Source organism: Amycolatopsis albidoflavus (assembly GCF_039525725.1).
Taxonomy (GTDB): Bacteria; Actinomycetota; Actinomycetes; order Mycobacteriales; family Pseudonocardiaceae; genus Amycolatopsis; species Amycolatopsis albidoflava.
Window position 1 is genome coordinate 230,031 of the sequence record NZ_BAAAHV010000008.1, and the last position, 17,737, is coordinate 247,767.

The window sequence follows — 17,737 nt, forward strand, 5'->3', positions numbered from 1 at the left end:
TTCCGACGACCCGGCACAACCACGTTCGCGCAGGTCAGGAGTAGACCGCGGACAGGACGCGGGCCTGGGAGATCACATCCTGCTCGACGACGTCGAACAATTGGGTCACGCGCACCAGGGTGCCGTCGGCCTGGTGGACCAGCGCCACGGCGAAGACCGAGCCGTCGTCCTGGACGTGCAGTTCCTGGACGTCGATCGAATCGGCGCCGCTCCACGCGCGGACCAGATCGCCCGTTTCGCCGCGCGCGACGTTCGGGGCGAGCAGCGAAAGCGCGTTCTCGGGCTGGTGGTCGATCGAGGCGTAGAACTTGCGCACCGCTTCGAGCTTCACCGGATCCGGCGCGGCCGCCGACGAGGTGGCGGACTTCTTGTGCGACTCTGCCGACGACGGGGCGCTCGGCGCGGAAGACGACGAGGTGCCGGAGGTGGTCTGCGGAGTCGCGGCACCCGAATTCGACGGCGTCGTGGCCGCGGAGTCGGTGTGCTTGGACTGCGTCGTGCTTTCGCTCTGCCCCGACGTCGTGCCGCCGGACGAGTGGCTCTTGCGCTGCTGCGGGACGGCCTGGCCGCCGAGCGCTGCCGCGCCGCTGAACCCGGCCGGCATCGCGGTTTCCTCGGCGACCGGAACGGTGGGCCGCGGTCCGCCGCTGAGCAGCGAGGCGGTGACGACGGCGCCGGCGACGAGCGCGCCCGCCCCGACGAGCCCGGCCAGCTTCGCGCGGCGGGCGAGCTTGCTCTCGGGCTCTTCCACGGGTTCCGCGGCCCGGACGACCGGACGGCGGCTGCGCGGCGGCAGGTACTTCTGCGGTTCGCGGAACACCTGCTCGAGATACTCGCGGTCGGCTTCGGCCACGTCCTCGAGCAGCTCCGGCGGGATCACGTCCTCGACGCGCACGGCGTCGGGTTCTCGCCGGGTTCGCTGCCGTTCAAGCACGAAAGTCCTCGCTCTGGGGGTTCGGGGCAGGACACGACACGGTGGCGGTGTCCCCGGGGCGGTCCGGACAGCCGATTCGTGGTCGGCGCCGGGCCTTGTAGTCGCCAGGTAACCCTGTGCCGACCGGCTGCCGCCAGACTCCGTCGCCGGAATGCCGCCGTCGTACGACGAACGGCAGCTTATGTCACCCAACCGGACGAGGGAACAACCGCTCACCGCTCCGCACGTGCATCAGCATTTGCAGACAGTGTGCTGGTCAGCGGCCGTCGTCGGTGATCTTGCCGTTGTCGTCGAAAGTGAGGGTGCGCTGCTCGGTGCTCTTGCTGCCGTCCTCGTGCGTGACCTCGACGGTGTTCACCGTGGTGCCGTGCTGCGGGTCGATGGTGACCTTCTTGACCTCGAAGTACGCGACGCCGGCGTAGCGCTTGCGCAGGCCCTGCGGACCCTGCTGCTTGAGGTCGCCGGACGTGACCGACGAGGCCTCGGACGGGTCGGTGGTGACGTTGTTGAAGAACTTCTCCGAGTTGTTGCCCATGGTGTTCGGGTCGGCGGCGGTGAAGTAGGGGTCCTTCGTTTCCCGCTGAGCGGGAGTGACCGGCGGCTTCTCCGGCGGCTCGCTGGACGAGGGCGTGTCCGTGGTGGTCGGCGCGGACGTCTTGCTGCCGGTGCCAGGGCCCGCGGACGTGGTCACGCCGGTGGAGCTGCTGCTCGCGGAACTGCTCGGACCGGGGCCCTGCTGCGGGTGCGTGCCGTTGTCCGAGGTGACGCCGTCCGGGCTGGTGCTGGCGCCGCTGCGCGGGACGTTGCCGCCGACGCCGCCGTGCTGCCCGTTCGGGATGAGCGCGCTGAGGTTCGGGTTGCCGCCGTTCTGCCTGCCGGGCCAGCCTCCGCCGCCGACCGCGTCGGTCGTCGTGGTGGTGGGCCCGCCGACCAGGAACGTCCCGGCGAACAGCAGCCCGACGACCACCGCGCCGGACGCGCCGGTGGCGAACCACGCGGCCTTGCGCCAGGTCTTCGGCGGGGTGACCGAAGCGGGCACGGAGCCGAGGTCGAAGGTGCCGAGGCCGTCCAGCAGCGGCGCGGCGTACACGCGCACCTCGTCGTCCTGCTGTTCTTGCGTTTCCTGCTTCGAGACGGCCGGCTCGCCGAGGGTGACGCGCTGGCGCCGGGGCGGCTCTTCGGAGACCGGGTTCAGTTCGACGCGCTCGCGGGGGCTTTCCGGCCGGCTGGCCAGCGCGGCGGAGGTGGTCGCGACGCGTTCCTGCCGGGTGCGCCGGGTCGGCTGGGGGAGCGCGCTCTCCGGCGGGGCGAAGGCGCGGTGCTCCTCGGGGATCCGGTCCTGCGGGGGCGCGAAGGCGGCGCGAGATTCGGCGCGGCGGCTCTGGGCTTCCGGCTGCCGGGCAAGCGGGGCGGCCTGGCGGCTCTGCGGCTCGGCGGTACGGCTCTGCGATTCGGCCGGTCGGCGCGGCGATGCGGCGGTGCGGCTCTGCGATTCGGCGGTGCGGCTCGGCTGGCCAGGGGAAACGACGGTCTGGCGGGGTTCGGCCAGCCGATCCGGGACGGCGGCCTGGCGACGTGAAGGTTCGACCGGGGCTCGGCGGCCCTGCGGCTCGACCGGAGCCCGGCGGCGCTGCGGCTGCGGCAGCGGGGGCTCGCCGATCGGCAACGTGCCGCTCGAGGTGGGGAAAACGGGCTGGTTCGGGGCCGGGCGGTTGCCGTCATCGGGCACCCGGTTCGCGCGCGCGGCCGGTGCGCCGCGCTGCTGCGGGTTCTCGCTGCCGCGCTGCGCCGGAGCGGCCGGGCCGCCGCCGGTGCGGTGCCGGTGATGTCCGGCGGCGCGGGCGGGCACCACGGGAGTCCAGGTGCCGTCGGCGCGGACGCGGTGCCGTCCGGGGACGGTGACCTCGGCGTCCGACACCGCGCCGGGACGGTCAGCGTGCCGCGAACCGCCCATCGTGTTTCCCGTCATGCCGGTCCGACCCCTCCGCGAGAGGGGCGTGACGGCGCCGGGGCGGTCGTCAACCCGAACGGAGCAGGGAGGAAGAGAACGACGCTTGCGTCCACACTTGCGAACTCCCGAGCAAATGCACGCGCACGCGGAGAACGGCGCGCGGAGCCGCAGCTCCCGCGCGTCCTCCGGGCATAGCCCGGCGCAGACGCCAGGGTCCTCACGGACTTCACAGTAGGAAACCGGCAGGCGAATGTCTTCACCCATCCTGCAACTTGCACCGGTTTCACTCGACCGGGCGCGCCCGAACGGGCGGCACGTCACGCAGCGCAGCATGCCGCCCGGTATTTCCCCAGTTCGGGGGCTAATCAGCCGCCGCTGCGGTACTTCGCCTGCGTCGACTGGAGGGCCTTCACCGACGTCGCGCCGCTACCGACCGCGATGACGATGGCGAGGATGTCCAGCACGACGTTGCCGGAAGTGAGCAGCCAGGCGAACAGCGAGGCCGCGGTCGCACCGCCGGCCAGCGCCCAGCGGCTGCGCACGTACTGCGCCACCGGAGCCCCGCCCGCCCGCTTGCCCGCCGCGTTGTTCAGCATTGCCAGGTAGCCGACGTGGCCGAGGGACGCCAGCACGCTCGCGATAGCGATGATGACGGCGATGATGTTAATCATGTGTCCAGTCTGCCCGGTTTCCGTGCGGCGCGAATCGGGGATGCCCCGGATACCGCGTCAGCGGCCCAGCCTGCCGCGGCCGAGGTTCAGCAGAAGCATCGCGAGCTGACGGCCCTCCGGACCCAGTTCGCGGTAGCGCGCCAGCACGTCCATCTCGCGGTTGTAGACGATTTTCGTGCCGCCCGCGGCCATCCGGGCCGCGCCGATGGTCTTCGACACCTCCACCCGGCGCTTCACGAGCCGGAGGATTTCGGAGTCGAGGAAGTCGATCTCCTCGCGAAGCGACGAGATGTCCTCGCCCGCCGGCGTGTGCTCGGAAGGCTGGCCGTCGGCGTTCTGCGTCTGCGCGTTCATCGGGACCTCTCTGAAGTCCGGACTCCCTGTGGCCCAGGGACGGCGAAAGCCCCGGGTCCAGTGGACTCCGGGGCTGCGGGTGATGGCGGGTGGGGCACTACGCGATCACGGGAGCCGGAGTCCGGGTCCCGTAAAAAAATCGCTCGCTGCTGTGCCGCACGGGTTCAGTATGGCACAGGCGCACCCGGTCGCCGCCGGAACGCCCGCACCCGCGCGTGCAGCACAAGGCTGATGAACAGCCAGAACAGCGGCATCGCCGGCCAGAAGAACAGCGCGCCGCCGATCGCCCATCGGACGATCAGCAAGGTCGCGAGCACCGCGACGATCCCGAGATGAACGCGCAACGCCGGATGTTCGCGCAAGGCCGCCCGGGTGAGCGGCCAACCGCCGCCGCGCGGCCGGGCGGGCGTCGGGCGGGGGAGATCGGAGGTGAGTTCGCCGAGTTCGTCGGTGTAGCGGACGGCGTAGACCGCGCGCAGCCGCTCTTCCACCTCTTCGAGTGTGAGCCGTCCTTCGGAACCGGCGGCCTGGATGGTCTCGGCGACGCGCTCGCGGTCGCCGTCGGAAGCCCTCAGCCGGGCGGGAATCTTGTCGTCCATACCGTTCGATGCTCCGCGCCGCGGCGGCCTCGCGCGTCGGACGCGAGGCGACACTGCGGCGTACGTCGACAAGCGCAGGCCGACCCCGTGGCTGTTCCGGGACTGTCGTACCCCCGGGGTAGCGTTGACAGACGATGGACACCCTCTTCGATCTCCCCGCAGACCCGCCCGCCCGCGCTGCCCGGCCGGGAACCGCAGACCTGCTCGAGGACCTCAACCCCGCCCAGCGCGAGGCGGTGACGCACGCCGGAGGTCCGCTGCTGGTCGTCGCGGGAGCCGGATCGGGCAAGACGCGCGTGCTCACGCGCCGGATCGCCTACCTGCTCGGGCAGCGCGGCGTGCATCCGGGCGAGATCATGGCGATCACGTTCACCAACAAGGCCGCCGCCGAGATGCGCGAACGCGTCGCGGCGCTCGTCGGCAAACGCGCGAACGCGATGTGGGTGTCCACGTTCCACTCGATGTGCGTGCGAATCCTGCGCCGCGAGGCGAAAACCCTCGACATGTCGTCGAGTTTCTCGATCTACGACTCGGACGACACGAAGCGGCTCATCACGCTCGTGGCGCGCGATCTCGACATCGACCCGAAGAAGTACGCCGCGCGCACGCTCGCGGTGCACATCTCGAACCTCAAGAACGAGCTGGTCGATCCGGACGAGGCGGCCTCGAAGGCGGCCAACGACCTGGAACGCCGGGTCGCCGAGGTCTACGCCGAGTACCAGCGCAGGCTGGCGAGCGCGAACGCGTTCGACTTCGACGACCTGATCATGCGGACAGTGTCGTTGCTGCAAGCGTTCCCGGACGTCGCGGAGTACTACCGGCGGCGTTTCCGGCACGTCCTGGTCGACGAGTACCAGGACACGAACCACGCGCAGTACACCTTGGTGCGCGTGCTCGCCGGCACCGAGGCGACGGATACCGGGATCGAGCCCGCCGAACTGTGCGTGGTCGGCGACGCGGACCAGTCCATCTACGCCTTCCGCGGCGCGACCATCCGCAACATCGAGGAATTCGAACGCGACTTCCCGAACGCGCACACGATTCTGCTGGAGCAGAACTACCGCTCCACGCAAACGATCCTGTCCGCGGCCAACGCGGTGATCGCGCGCAACCCCAACCGGCGGGCCAAGCGGCTGTGGACCGATTCGGGCGACGGCGAGAAGATCGTCGGCTACGTGTCGGACAACGACCACGACGAGGCCGCGTTTGTCGCGGGGGAGATCGACTCGCTGGCGGAGAAGGGCGAGGCGGACTACTCGGACGTCGCGGTGTTCTACCGCACCAACAACCAGTCGCGAGTGTTCGAGGAAATCTTCATCCGGCTGGGCCTGCCGTACAAGGTCGTCGGCGGCGTGCGGTTCTACGAGCGGCGCGAAGTGCGGGACATGATCGCGTACCTGCGCGTCCTCGCGAACCCCGACGACACGGTCAGCCTGCGGCGGATTCTCAACGTCCCCAAGCGCGGCATCGGCGATCGTGCCGAAGCCGTCGTGGCCACGCACGCGGAACGGGAACGGATCTCGTTCTGGGCCGCGCTGCGCGATGCGGTCGAGGACAAGGTGGCGCTGCTGAACCCGCGCTCGGCCAAGGCGATCACCGGGTTCGTGACGCTGCTGGACGAGCTGCAGGAGATGGCGTCGTCCGGCACCGAGGTGCACGACCTGCTCGAAGCGGTCCTGGAACGCACCGGCTACCGCGCGGAACTCGAGGAGTCGGACGACCCGCAGGACGCGTCGCGCGTCGAAAACCTCACCGAATTGGTGACGGTGGCGCGTGAATTCGCGGAGTTCACCGCCGAGGTCACCAACGACGAAAACGCGGAACTGGTCCTGGACGACGGCGTCCCCGCCCCTGGTTCGCTGCCCGCTTTCCTGGAACGGGTTTCGTTGGTCGCGGACGCCGACTCGATCCCCGCGGCAGACGGTGGCGAGGAAGGCGACGGCGGCGCGGGCGTGGTCACGCTGATGACCGTGCACACCGCGAAGGGCCTGGAATACCCGGTCGTCTTCTGCACCGGCTGGGAAGACGGCGTGTTCCCGCACATGCGCGCCCTGGGCGATCCCGCGGAGCTGGCCGAGGAACGCCGCCTGGCCTACGTGGCGATTACCCGTGCGCGGCAACGACTTTACGTGTCACGAGCCCTGACTCGGTCGGCATGGGGACAGCCGCAGATGAACCCGGCCTCCCGCTTCCTGGACGAACTGCCGCCCGATCTCGTCGACTGGCGGCGCCTCGAACCGTCCTCGCCGGGCTTCGGCAACTTCGGCTCGTCTTCCGGTTCCTCCTCCGGCCCGCGTGCCGCGACGACGTGGGGCCGCCGGTCCTCGACGTCGACGTCTTCGAGCTCGCCGTTCGGAAAGGGCTGGAAGGAGACAGTGGCCCTGAAGCTGGACGTCGGAGACCGGGTGAGCCATGACAAGTACGGCCTGGGCACGGTCATTTCGTGCGACGGCATCGGCCCGCGCGCGACGGCGACGATCGACTTCGGAGCGTCCGGCAAGGTCCGGCTGATGCTGATCGGCAGCGTGCCGATGGTGAAACTCTGAGAACTGCTGGGATTTCGGCGGTTTCGGTGGGTTGATCTCTCGGTGCCGTGCCGTGCCGTGGTGCGTTCTCCCCAGCGGGGGTCATAGCGTCAGCCCAACCCACGCTCCAGCCCAACCTGTCAAACCGGCCGGCGCACCTCCTCCCCGCCCTTCGCAGCCCACCGTCCTCCCGGATTTCTCCGTCTCACCCAAGGCGTCAGTCAGCTTGCCTAGGCAGAGACTGGCCTGCGCAGATCCCCGACCCGGCACAGGCCTCCCCTCCGCGCGGTGCCGTCCCGCTGCCACCGGATGGCTCTCGGGGAGCTAGCCCTGGAACCTCCGGCTCCTGATGCTGCCCTGCTCCCAAGGCACAGCGAGCCGCTCATGCCCGGTGCCCACGACGCCCTCTCCCGCCCCGTTCCGGACAACTTTCGCCGGACCGAGTGAACCCTCCAGCGATCAGCCGATCTTGTCGGTCCCCTCCGGCATACTGAGCTATATCGAACACAAGTTCGATGAAATGCGGTATGCTGTGGAAGGGACGCAGGGGGATGGACGCGGTGCTGTTTGGGGTATTTGCCGCTGGGGTACAGGAGTACCTGAGGAGAGTCGCGGGGACGGTTGCTGTGGGGACGGCAATCCGGCCAGCTCGGGACGTGCCAGGGGATGTGGCACGGCTGGCCGCGGCGTGGCGCGCGTTGCTGAGGCAACACGCATTGGGGCCAGACGGCAGATGCGTCGTCTGCGGAGGATCGTCGCGCGCCGACGAGAGGATCGCGCGATGGATGCCGTGGCGAAGACGCGCGGACCTCTGCACCGTGTGGCAGGTGGCAGTCGCCTACTTCGTCCGTCGCCTTCCGGGCAACGATCCGTGATGCCCACTGACGGCCTAGGCCTATCCCAGACGCTCACACGCGGCCTGGCGGAGATCGCCGCAGATTCCCTGCGGCACCAGATTGTTCGGAGCGACTTCCACTCGATGCACCACGACGAAAGCAGGGCCGATTGACCGATATTCTGCCGCGGCACGCGGACTGTACACACGCAGCGCGGTTCAGCGCTACCAGCTGCGTGCGAAGCAGATTCCGCTGCTAGCCGTAGGGATCGTTCCGCGCGGTTCAGGCACAGATGGCGACCATCGAGGCGGCGGCAGTTGCCTCTCTGCACTGGTTACCTGGCAGGCGCTCCGTCCGGCTCAAGCTCAGGCGATGATCGCGGTGGGGCAGTAGATGCCCAGTGCGCCAGTTGTCCGACAGGCAAGACGTGCTGGCCACGCTCAGATGGCGTGCGTCGCGCGGCGGCAGAGCCAATGCGCCGGGTTGCCCAGCGGGCGAGACGTGCGTTCAAGCTCAGAGGGCACCCGTCGCGCGACAGCGGATGTCGCTGCACCGGTTGACCGGCGGGCGGACGAGCAGGTCAGCGGACGGCGGACGAGACGAGCAGGTCAGTTGACGTTCACGCCGCGGGCAGCAAGCCACGGGCGCGGGTCGATCTTCTTGCTGCCGTCCTGCCACACCTCGAAGTGCAGGTGCGGGCCGGTGCTCTCGCCGCGGTTGCCGATCTCGGCGATCTGCTCACCGCACTTGACCTTCTGGCCCTCGCGGACGGAGAAGCTGTTCATGTGGCCGTAGACCTGGATGGTGCCGTCGTCGAGCTGGACGCGGACCCAGAGGCCGAAACCGCTGGCGGGGCCTGCCTGGATGACAGTGCCATCGGAGGCGGCGTAGATCGGGGTGCCGATCGAGTTGGCGATGTCGATGCCGAGGTGGCTCGTGCCCCAGCGGGCGCCGAAGCCGGAGGTGAACGTGCCGTGAGCGGGCATGCAGGTCTTCGGGCGGGCGGCCTCTTCGGCGGCCTGGCGCGCGGCTTCCGTTTCCGCCTGCACGCGGGCCTTGGTGACCTTGGCGCTGTCGGCCATCTTCGCGGCTTCGGCGGAGGCGTCGACGGCGTGGCCGGTCGGCAGCAGTTCGGGAGCTCCCCCGGAGCCCGAGCTGCCGAGGGTGAACGAGGCGCTCGCGTTCTGTGCGTTGGCGAGCGGGGTGACCGCGGCGTCGGAGTCCCCGCCGCTGGTCGACTTGAGGGTCTGCCCGGCGGCGGCTGCGGCGAACGCGCCGGCCGCGACGGCGGCGACCACGACCCGTCCGCGAAGGGCGGAGGAGGGCGGGGAGATGCGGTGCTGTCCCCGGACGCGGATGACTGCACCGTCCAGTGCGTCTTTCAGCGCCGGGGAAGGGGCTTGGCCGCCGGGGGAGCGGTGTGAAGCCAAGACAGGGCCTTCCATCGTCGGGGAGCCGGGCGGAAGCGAACTCGGGCGGGGGATCCCGTGAACGAACCTCGGGGGTGATTCGCTCAGCGTTCTGCTTCGTGACCTGACTGTAATGGGGACCGGAGGACAGTAACGAAGCGGCGCCTCAATGAGCAAGGCGCGACCGGGCTTTCGGCCGAACGAGTGGCACGCATCGAGCTTCTAGCTGTGGAAACTACCCAAAGTTAATCGGGAACTACTTCACTGGATGTGGCTTGAGTCACATACCTTCGGATGGCCCAACGCCCCGAAGGCCCTCCCGGCGGCCTGGCGGACGAAATAACCGGCCGCCCAGGTGCGTTGAAGGAGTTTCACGCCGAGTTCTGTGATGGCGCTCACTCGCGCCAGGCCCGCCCGGACCCTCTTGGACGGCTTCGCTTCGCGACACTTCGCGCCCACTCTCCGGCGACGGATCTCTCCCCGGAACCACATGAACCAGGCCCGGGACCCGGTCCGTGCTGCCCCCCGGCAGGCCCTGGCCATCCCCGTCTCCGGCGGATCGTCCCCACGATCCGCCAGTTCTTGTCGCAACTCCGCGACCCGGCCCGGTCGCCTGTCCTCCCCGGCAGGCGACCGGACCGTCTCCGTCCCGGTCAGGCCCTCCCCGGCCTGACCGGGACGGAGATCGCGGCTCCCCTCCGCGAGGTGGCCGTTCACCTGCCCTCCCCGGCAGGTCTCGGCCGTCTCCACCTCGGTCCCGGCACGTCGTCCCCACGACCTGCCGGCACCCGCCGCGGCTCCCCTCCGCGGCCTGGTCGGGTGCCTGCCACGAACAGGCATCCGACCTCGTCCATCGCCCCCGCGATGTGTCCCCGTGCTTCGTCCCGCGCCGGAGTGACGCCCCGAACGCCACTCCCTTACGCGACTTCCCCGAAGTTTTTCCTCGACACTCCCTCCGGCCTTCGGTCCCTCTGCCGTCGAGACCTCCGGCCCGCGCCCCTCTTACGCGGATCGGAGGATTTTTTCTTCGCACCTGTCAGACGCACGGGGACGGCCCGAGGTTCATCCGACGCGGAATTCACCCGCAAGTGCGTTCCGGCCTGGTCGAGGCGGCCCTGCCGTCCGCCTGCCGGGACCGGTCCTTGCTAGCGTCGCGAGCGATGACTCCGCCGACCCCAGAGCCTCCCGACGGCGACTCCGCCCCGGACACCCCGGGCCGTCCCGCCGGATCCCGGCGTCCCAGCCTCGCCGAGCGCAAGGCCGCCGCCCGCGCCCGAGCCCGCCGTGACGCCGGTCGCGCGAAATCGGACCAGGTCGACAGTCCCGCCGACTCATCCCGCCGTGCCGGGGCGACCGCGGAAAGTTCAGACCCCTCCAGCAGCGACGAGTCAAGAGCGAAAAACTCGGCTACTCAGTCCGGCGGAGAAGGCGCGGCACCCGAGACCTCCGACGCGCCCCCTGCCAAGGACCCGCGCGACAAGGCCGCACCGGCAGGCCTGACCAGCCGCCAAAAACCCGATGCTGACCCGTTCGAGCGAAGGTCAGCGCCCCGCACCATTCCCGGCCGTAAAGACTCGAGCCAAGGCGAGAACACGCCCCTCCTCGACCTTGCCGACCAAACCCCCTCCCCAAGGCTCCGGGCCGCCACCGCCCTCCTCGCCCTCGGCGCCCTGGCTCTCGCCGCCGGGGCCATCGCCCCCGTCTCGCCCGACGCCGGACCCGGCTACCTCTCCTGGCCGCTCCTCGTGATCCTCGCCGTAGTCCCGGCCGGGATCGCGTTCGCGGCGGCTCGCAGCGGGCGGCACGGCCTGGCCGCCGGTCTCGTCACCGGCCTCGCCGCTCTCGCGCCGGGACGGCTGATCCTCGATCTCCAATTCCTCGTCAACGGCTCCAAAACCATCCGCCCCGAGCTGTATCTCCCGGACCGGCTGCTCGACCGCAGCGGCGTAGGCATCGGGTTCTGGCTGCTGATCGCCGGGCACCTGCTCACGCTCGTCGCCGGAATCGTGGCCGCGCAGGTCGTGCGCGAGCGCAACGAGATCGCCGGAGGGGACGACAAACGCCGCTGGCGGTTGATCATTCCGCTGCTCGCCGTAGTCGCCGCGGTCGGATTGCTGATGACTCCGGTCCTCTCCGACGATCCGTTTCTCCTTGCGCGGTCAGCGTTTGAGGGTCCTGGGCTAGCGCTCGCCGGTTACCTTCTCCTCGCCGGCGCGCTGCCGGTCGCCGCCGTGCTCGGGGTTTCCGCCGGGTCCGACGGGGTCGCTCGAGGGACGCTCGGCGGGATCGTCGCGGCGGTGCTCGCCGTCGCGGTGCCGACGTTCGTCGCTGGGCTGGCCGTGTCGGGGCTGGGGGTGTCGACCGGTGCGTATCTCGCCGTCGTGCCGATGGCGCTGGTCCTCGTCCTCACTCCACTTGCGACACCGCAGCAGACCCAAACCGAACGCACCGACCTGGCTGGCGAGGCCCGCGTCCCTGGGCTCACTATGTGGCGCGCGCTCACCGCATTGCTGGCATTGCTGACCGGAATCGCCGCGGCGATCGGCGCGTACGCTCCGCAACTCGGCAACAGCACGGACAGCCCGGCCCGCTTGCAACTACTGATCGCGGCAGTTCTTGTCGTGCTGCCAACACCTTTCCTCCTCGCAAGCCGCACCGCGTCGTTCGCGCGCGGGGTGCTCGCGGTGTTGTGGGCCGGTGTCGTTCTCGCGGGAACGGCCGTGCTCAGTACCGCCATCACCGCTTCCGAGGCGACGGGACTCGGCGGGCTCGGCGGCGCGATCAGTTACCACCTCGGCGCGGGAGCCGTTTTCACCGCGATCGCGCTGGGGCTCGCCGGGCTTACCGGATTGGCCGCGGTGGTGACCGGCGTCGTGGAACGCGACGACACCGGTACCGAAGGGCCGCGATCCCGAGTTCTGCTTCCGGCCGGAATCACCGCTGTACTGGCGATCGCGACGTTCGGCACGCCGGTGTTCACCGCGCAGGATTACGCGCCGCCCGGTCTCTGGTCCGATTTCGACACTCCGTCGTGGGGATTGCTCGCCGCGGTGCTCGTCGTTCTCGGGACGCTCGGGCTGAGCGTGCGTTCGCGGCCCGGCGCCGCGGCGGCGGGGCTGACCGGAGCGGCGGTGCTCCTTGCCTTGCACGTCGCCGAGATTCCACTGGTCAGTTCCCTGTTCTCTACAGCGAAGCCGGGCCTGGGTTTCTGGCTCGGGCTCGCCGCGACAGCGGCGGCAGTGGTCGCCGCCGTCACCGCGGCCGCCGGTGCGAAGAAGTGAGCCCGCGGCGCGTCGTCCTAGTGGAGCTGGCTGAAGAAACCGCGGCAATTCCCTTGGCGAGAATGCTGCGCGACGCCGGTCTCGAAGTCGTCCACGTTGGACACCTGGACACGACGGAAAAGATCGTGCGGACAACCGAACAGGAGGATCCAGACATTCTGGGCCTCCTCGGCGGTCCAATACCCGAGGGTCTCGCTGAAGCGCTTCACGGCACCGACGTGATCGAACTGGGTGCCGAAAGCCTCGAAAAGGCCGTCGAAATGCTTGTCGGTGGGCGGTCTCACACCCTCGGCACACCCTCTGACCGCGCACGGTGACCGACTTCACCAGGTGCGGCGTCCCCTGCGTCTGCGCTGGTCGCTAACCTCGACTGGTCCGACAGCGCGGTCCGGAAAACGGACCACCACAGTGGCGTGTCGTCAGGAGACTGGAGTAGTGGACCTCTACGAGTACCAGGCGAGGGATCTCTTCGCCGCCCACGGAGTACCGGTTCTGCCGGGCGCCGTGGCAAGCACCCCGGAAGAAGCCAAGGCCGCCGCGGAGCAGATCGGCACCCAGGTCGTCGTCAAGGCGCAGGTGAAGGTCGGCGGCCGGGGCAAGGCGGGCGGCGTCAAGCTGGCCCAGACGCCCGACGAGGCGAAGGAGAAGGCGGAAGCCATCCTCGGCCTCGACATCAAGGGCCACATCACGCACCGCGTGCTGGTGGCGGAAGCCTCGGACATCGCGTCCGAGTACTACTTCTCCTTCCTGCTCGACCGCGCCAACCGCACTTTCCTCGCGATGGCGTCGTCCGAGGGCGGCATGGAGATCGAGCAGCTCGCGGTCGAGCGCCCGGACGCGCTCGCCAAGATCCCGGTCGACGCGATCAAGGGCGTCGACAAGGCGACGGCGCTCGAGATCCTGAAGGCCGGCAACTTCCCGGCCGAGATCATCGACGAGGCCGCCGACGTCGTGGTGAAGCTGTGGGAGACCTTCGTCTCCGAGGACGCCACCCTGGTCGAGGTCAACCCGCTGGTCCGCGACCCGCAGGACAAGATCATCGCCCTCGACGGCAAGGTCACCCTCGACGAGAACGCCTCCTTCCGCCACCCGGCGCACGAGGAGCTCGTCGACAAGCAGGCCGAGAACCCGCTCGAGGCGAAGGCCAAGGCCAAGAACCTCAACTACGTCAAGCTCGAGGGCGAAGTCGGGATCATCGGCAACGGCGCGGGCCTCGTGATGTCCACTTTGGACGTCGTGGCGTACGCGGGCGAGAAGCACGGCGGCGTGAAGCCCGCCAACTTCCTCGACATCGGCGGCGGCGCGTCGGCCGAGGTCATGGCGGCCGGGCTGGACGTCATCCTCAACGACACCGACGTCAAGAGCGTGTTCGTGAACGTCTTCGGCGGCATCACCGCGTGCGACGCGGTCGCGAACGGCATCGTCGAGGCGCTGAAGATCCTGGGCGACGAGGCCACCAAGCCGCTGGTCGTCCGCCTGGACGGCAACAACGTCGTCGAGGGTCGCCAGATCCTGGCCGACGCGAACCACCCGCTGGTCACCGTGGTGGACACAATGGACAACGCGGCCGACAAGGCTGCCGAGCTCGCCGCGGCAGGTGCGTGAGATGTCGATCCTGATCAACGAGAACAGCAAGGTCATCGTCCAGGGGCTCACCGGCTCCGAGGGCATGAAGCACGCGACCAAGATGCTGAAGTCCGGCACCAACATCGTGGGCGGCGTCAACGCCCGCAAGGCCGGCCAGACGGTCACCGTCGAGGGCAAGGACCTCACCGTGTTCGGCACGGTCGAGGAGGCCATCAAGGAGACCGGCGCCGACGTGTCGGTCATCTTCGTGCCGCCGAAGTTCGCCAAGGACGCGGTCATCGAGGCCATCGACGCCGAGATCCCGCTGGCCGTCGTCATCACCGAGGGCATCCCGGTGCACGACTCGGCCTACTTCTGGGCGCACGCGGTCGCGACCGGCAACAAGACCCGGATCATCGGGCCGAACTGCCCCGGCGTGATCAGCCCCGGCAAGTCGAACGCGGGCATCATCCCGGCCGACATCTCCCAGGGCGGCCCGATCGGCCTCGTGTCGAAGTCGGGCACGCTGACCTACCAGATGATGTACGAGCTGCGCGACATCGGTTTCTCGACCGCGGTCGGCATCGGCGGCGACCCGGTCATCGGCACCACCCACATCGACGCCCTCGAGGCGTTCGAGAAGGACGCCGACACCAAGGTCATCGTGATGATCGGCGAGATCGGCGGCGACGCCGAGGAGCGCGCCGCGGCCTACATCAAGGAGAACGTGACCAAGCCGGTCGTCGGCTACGTCGCGGGCTTCACCGCCCCTGAGGGCAAGACGATGGGCCACGCGGGCGCGATCGTCTCCGGTTCGTCCGGCACCGCCGCGGCGAAGAAGGAGGCCCTCGAGGCCGCCGGCGTCAAGGTCGGCAAGACCCCGAGCGAGACCGCGGTTCTCGCGCGCGAGCTGTACAACAGCCTCGGCTGACCAGCAGCGACTCCAACGGCGGAGGCCGGGCACCGACACGGTGCCCGGCCTTCGCCGTTTCCGCCCGCAACCGATCCGGCGCTCGGTGCGTCCAACCTCGCGGACGCCAAGGGCGGATGCGCTAGCGTGCAGTCACTCGTGAGCGGGGGACGCCGCCGGCGCGCCCGGGCACCGCAGGATCTCGAACCGCCGGTCGATGAGACAGGAGACCTTCCGATGACCTTCCCCAGTGGCGGGCCCGGCTACCCCCAGCAGGGCCAGCCGTCCCAGGGACCGCCCCCGTCGGGCGGGTTCCCGCAGCAGCCCCAGCCGCAGCAGGGCCCGCCTGCCGCGGGTGCCGGAACGCCGCCGAACCTTCCGCTGCTGCTGTCCCTCGGCGTCGCCGGACTCGGGCTGGTGCAGTACTTCCTCGGCTTCGCCGCCGAGGCGGGCACGGCCGGGCAGGCCATTCTGTTCCTGCTCGTCGGCGGTCTGCTGTCGGCGATGAACCTGCTGCCCAAGGGGCCGAAGACGCTGCCGTTCGCCGCGCTGTTCAGCGTGCTCGGCGGGCTGGGCGCGCTCGACAGCGTCATTTCCGGCCGCTCGTCCGCCATTGTGATCGTGGTGCTGATCCTCGGTCTCCTGCAGATGGCCGCGGCGGTCGCCGTGCTGCTGTTCGAGTACGGCGTGCTCAAGCCGCCGACGGCGCAGCCGGCTGCCCCGGCGTACCAGCAGCCCTACGGTCAGCCGGGCCAGTACCAGCCGACGCAGTACCAGCCTGCTCCCGGACAGCAGACGCCCCAGCAGGCTCCGGGACAGCAGCCGCCGTCCCCGCAGCAGCCGCCCGCCACGCCGCCTCCGGGCGGACAGGCCACGACGTACGCGCCGCAACAGGGCCAGTTCTTCCAGCCGCCCGCCGACCAGAACAAACCGGGCACGCCGCCCGGAGGTTTCGGACAGCAAGGCTGATACCCCTGCGCATTACCCACCCGCTGTGACTCTCCGTGTCACAGCGGGTGTTTTTATTGCCCTCGTGCCACGACCGGGTGGGCGTTGGATTCGCCACGTCCGCCGGGCGGCGTGCCTCACCCGGACGGCCGAGCGCGGATGTCATGGTCGGGGACATGCAGGTGCTCACCAGTCCCGGACGCCCCGCGGGCGACGAGCCGGTGGGCGACTCCCTTGACCAGGATGTCCCGCAGGCACCCCGGTTGCGGGTGTTGCTCGTCGCGGCCCTCGGCCCGCTCGTCACCGGCTACGCGGCGGTCGCCACCCTGCTCGCGCTCGTCACGCTGACCGCCCAGCACGCGATCTTCTCGGCGGGCGGCGTGCTCCTGTCGGCGGGACCCGGCTGGCTGGCCGCCTACCAGGTCGAACTCGGGATCGGCGGTCATCCGCTCGGGATGCTGCCGCTGCTGCCGACGGTCGGCGTGGTGCTGCTCGTCGCGCGGGCAGCGGCCAAGGCGGTGCGACAGCTGCGCTGCGCCCGGCTGCGCCACACGGTTCCGCTGATCGCTACGATTTCCGGCGCGCACCTGGTGTTCGGCGTGCTGATTTCGCTGCTGTCGATCGGCGAACCGGTACGGGCGAACTTCTGGCTCGCCGCGGTGGTGCCTGCCGTGATCTCCGGACTCGCGGCTACCGGCGGGGTCCTTCGCCGTTTTGGGATGCCGCAGGTGCTCGCCGATCGGCTCGATCCATTGGCTCTTCGCGGTTTGCGTGCAGGCCTGCTCGGTCTGTTCGCGCTGCTGGCGGCGGGCGCTCTGACGCTGACCGCCGCCACGGCGCTGTCCGCGCGCACAGTGTCCAGCCTGTTTGAGCCGTCGTTCGGCAGCAGTTTCGGTCTGTTCCTGCTTTCCGTGCTGTACCTGCCGAACGCTGTGGTCGCCGCGATGTCGTTCGTGAGCGGGCCCGGGTTCAGCATCGGGACCCTCGACGTGCACCTCATCGGCTATCGCGGCGGTTCCGTCCCAGGGGTTCCGTTGCTGGGCGGCATTCCCGAGCACGCCGCGTCGTGGTGGCCGGTGCTGCTGGTGCTGCCGCTGGCCGTCGGGGTGCTGGTCGGCTGGTCGGTCCGCGCGGTGGACGAGGACCCGGCGGCGCGGCTGCGGGTCGTGGTCGTCGCGGGAGCGGTCGTCGGGTTCGGCTGCGTGCTGCTGGGCACGCTCGCCGGCGGACGGCTCGGCGACGGTCCGTTCGACCCGGTCAGCGTGCCGGTCGGGGTGGCGTCGATCGTGGCGTTCTGCTGGATCGTGATTCCGGCCGGGTTCGTGGCGTTCTTCGCGGGGGCGCACTCTCCGATGCGGCCGGTCGGTTCGCTCGAGGTGGAGGACGAGGAGCCGGAAACCGAAGCCGAGTCGGATGCGGCTGAGGATGGCGAGCCGGAGGAGTCCGAGTCCGATGAGGACGTCGCGGACGAGGAATCCGAAGAAGTCTCGGACCTGGCTGAAGACTCCGAAGAGACTGAAGACGCCGAAGACTCCCCGGACGACGAGGACTTCGACGCCGAGGCCGACGCCGAACTGGGCCTCGACCTGCCGGAGGACGAGCCGGAAACCGAGGCCGCCGCGACCGAGGACAAGGCTGAAGCCGAGCCCGAAACCCCCGGCGAAGAGCCGGACGCTGTGACCGAGTCCACCGAGGACTCCGGCGACGCGAAGCCCGCCGAGGACGACCGTTAGGGTTGGGGCGACCTGGTGAA

13 protein-coding genes are annotated in these 17,737 nt (G+C 69.9%); 6 read left to right on the forward strand and 7 right to left on the reverse strand.

Going from position 1 to position 17,737, the window contains the following annotated elements; translation table 11 throughout:
• Positions 1-34 precede the first annotated feature (34 nt).
• The 5 genes from ABD156_RS11450 to ABD156_RS11470 form a co-directional block, all read right to left on the reverse strand.
• On the reverse strand, positions 35-934 hold the full coding sequence (locus ABD156_RS11450) for a hypothetical protein (RefSeq protein WP_344270469.1): 900 nt from the start codon (positions 932-934) through the stop codon (positions 35-37).
• Between the two features lie 256 nt (positions 935-1,190).
• A complete protein-coding gene (locus ABD156_RS11455) occupies positions 1,191-2,903 on the reverse strand; it encodes a hypothetical protein (protein ID WP_344270472.1) in 1,713 nt (570 codons plus the stop codon).
• Between the two features lie 347 nt (positions 2,904-3,250).
• Entirely contained in the window at positions 3,251-3,556 is a 306-nt protein-coding gene (locus ABD156_RS11460) for a hypothetical protein (RefSeq protein ID WP_344270474.1), read from the reverse strand.
• 57 nt (positions 3,557-3,613) lie between these two features.
• Positions 3,614-3,910: a chorismate mutase gene (locus ABD156_RS11465; protein ID WP_344270477.1), complete on the reverse strand. Its 297-nt coding sequence runs from the start codon at positions 3,908-3,910 to the stop codon at positions 3,614-3,616.
• Positions 3,911-4,074: 164 nt separating this feature from the next.
• Positions 4,075-4,509 carry a DUF1707 SHOCT-like domain-containing protein gene (locus ABD156_RS11470; protein ID WP_344270480.1) on the reverse strand — a complete coding sequence of 145 codons (435 nt, stop codon included), beginning with the start codon at positions 4,507-4,509 and terminating at the stop codon, positions 4,075-4,077.
• Between the two features lie 134 nt (positions 4,510-4,643).
• Here ABD156_RS11470 and pcrA point away from each other — a divergent pair, with 134 nt between their 5' ends.
• Positions 4,644-7,055, forward strand: coding sequence for a DNA helicase PcrA (gene pcrA, locus ABD156_RS11475; RefSeq protein WP_344270483.1), 2,412 nt, complete (start codon positions 4,644-4,646; stop codon positions 7,053-7,055).
• Positions 7,056-8,478: 1,423 nt separating this feature from the next.
• Here pcrA and ABD156_RS11480 read toward each other — a convergent pair.
• Positions 8,479-9,168 (reverse strand): M23 family metallopeptidase, encoded by a 690-nt coding sequence (locus ABD156_RS11480; protein ID WP_344270486.1) that lies wholly within the window; start codon positions 9,166-9,168, stop codon positions 8,479-8,481.
• A gap of 1,271 nt (positions 9,169-10,439) precedes the next feature.
• Here ABD156_RS11480 and ABD156_RS11485 point away from each other — a divergent pair.
• Complete coding sequence (locus ABD156_RS11485; protein WP_344270489.1) at positions 10,440-12,560, forward strand: hypothetical protein; 2,121 nt, start codon at positions 10,440-10,442, stop codon at positions 12,558-12,560.
• Positions 12,561-12,577: 17 nt separating this feature from the next.
• Here ABD156_RS11485 and ABD156_RS11490 read toward each other — a convergent pair whose 3' ends face one another.
• On the reverse strand, positions 12,578-12,844 hold the full coding sequence (locus tag ABD156_RS11490) for a hypothetical protein (protein ID WP_344270492.1): 267 nt from the start codon (positions 12,842-12,844) through the stop codon (positions 12,578-12,580).
• 151 nt (positions 12,845-12,995) lie between these two features.
• Here ABD156_RS11490 and sucC point away from each other — a divergent pair, with 151 nt between their 5' ends.
• The 4 genes from sucC to ABD156_RS11510 all read left to right on the forward strand — a co-directional run bounded on the left by sucC (position 12,996) and on the right by ABD156_RS11510 (position 17,717).
• Positions 12,996-14,165 (forward strand): ADP-forming succinate--CoA ligase subunit beta, encoded by a 1,170-nt coding sequence (sucC, locus tag ABD156_RS11495; RefSeq protein ID WP_182894576.1) that lies wholly within the window; start codon positions 12,996-12,998, stop codon positions 14,163-14,165.
• Between the two features lies 1 nt (position 14,166).
• Entirely contained in the window at positions 14,167-15,057 is an 891-nt protein-coding gene (gene sucD, locus ABD156_RS11500; RefSeq protein ID WP_344270499.1) for a succinate--CoA ligase subunit alpha, read from the forward strand.
• 216 nt (positions 15,058-15,273) lie between these two features.
• Complete coding sequence (locus ABD156_RS11505; protein ID WP_344270502.1) at positions 15,274-16,005, forward strand: DUF5336 domain-containing protein; 732 nt, start codon at positions 15,274-15,276, stop codon at positions 16,003-16,005.
• A gap of 155 nt (positions 16,006-16,160) precedes the next feature.
• The gene (locus ABD156_RS11510; RefSeq protein WP_344270505.1) at positions 16,161-17,717 is read left to right on the forward strand and encodes a cell division protein PerM; all 1,557 of its coding nucleotides are present in this window, start codon (positions 16,161-16,163) and stop codon (positions 17,715-17,717) included.
• Positions 17,718-17,737 lie beyond the last annotated feature (20 nt).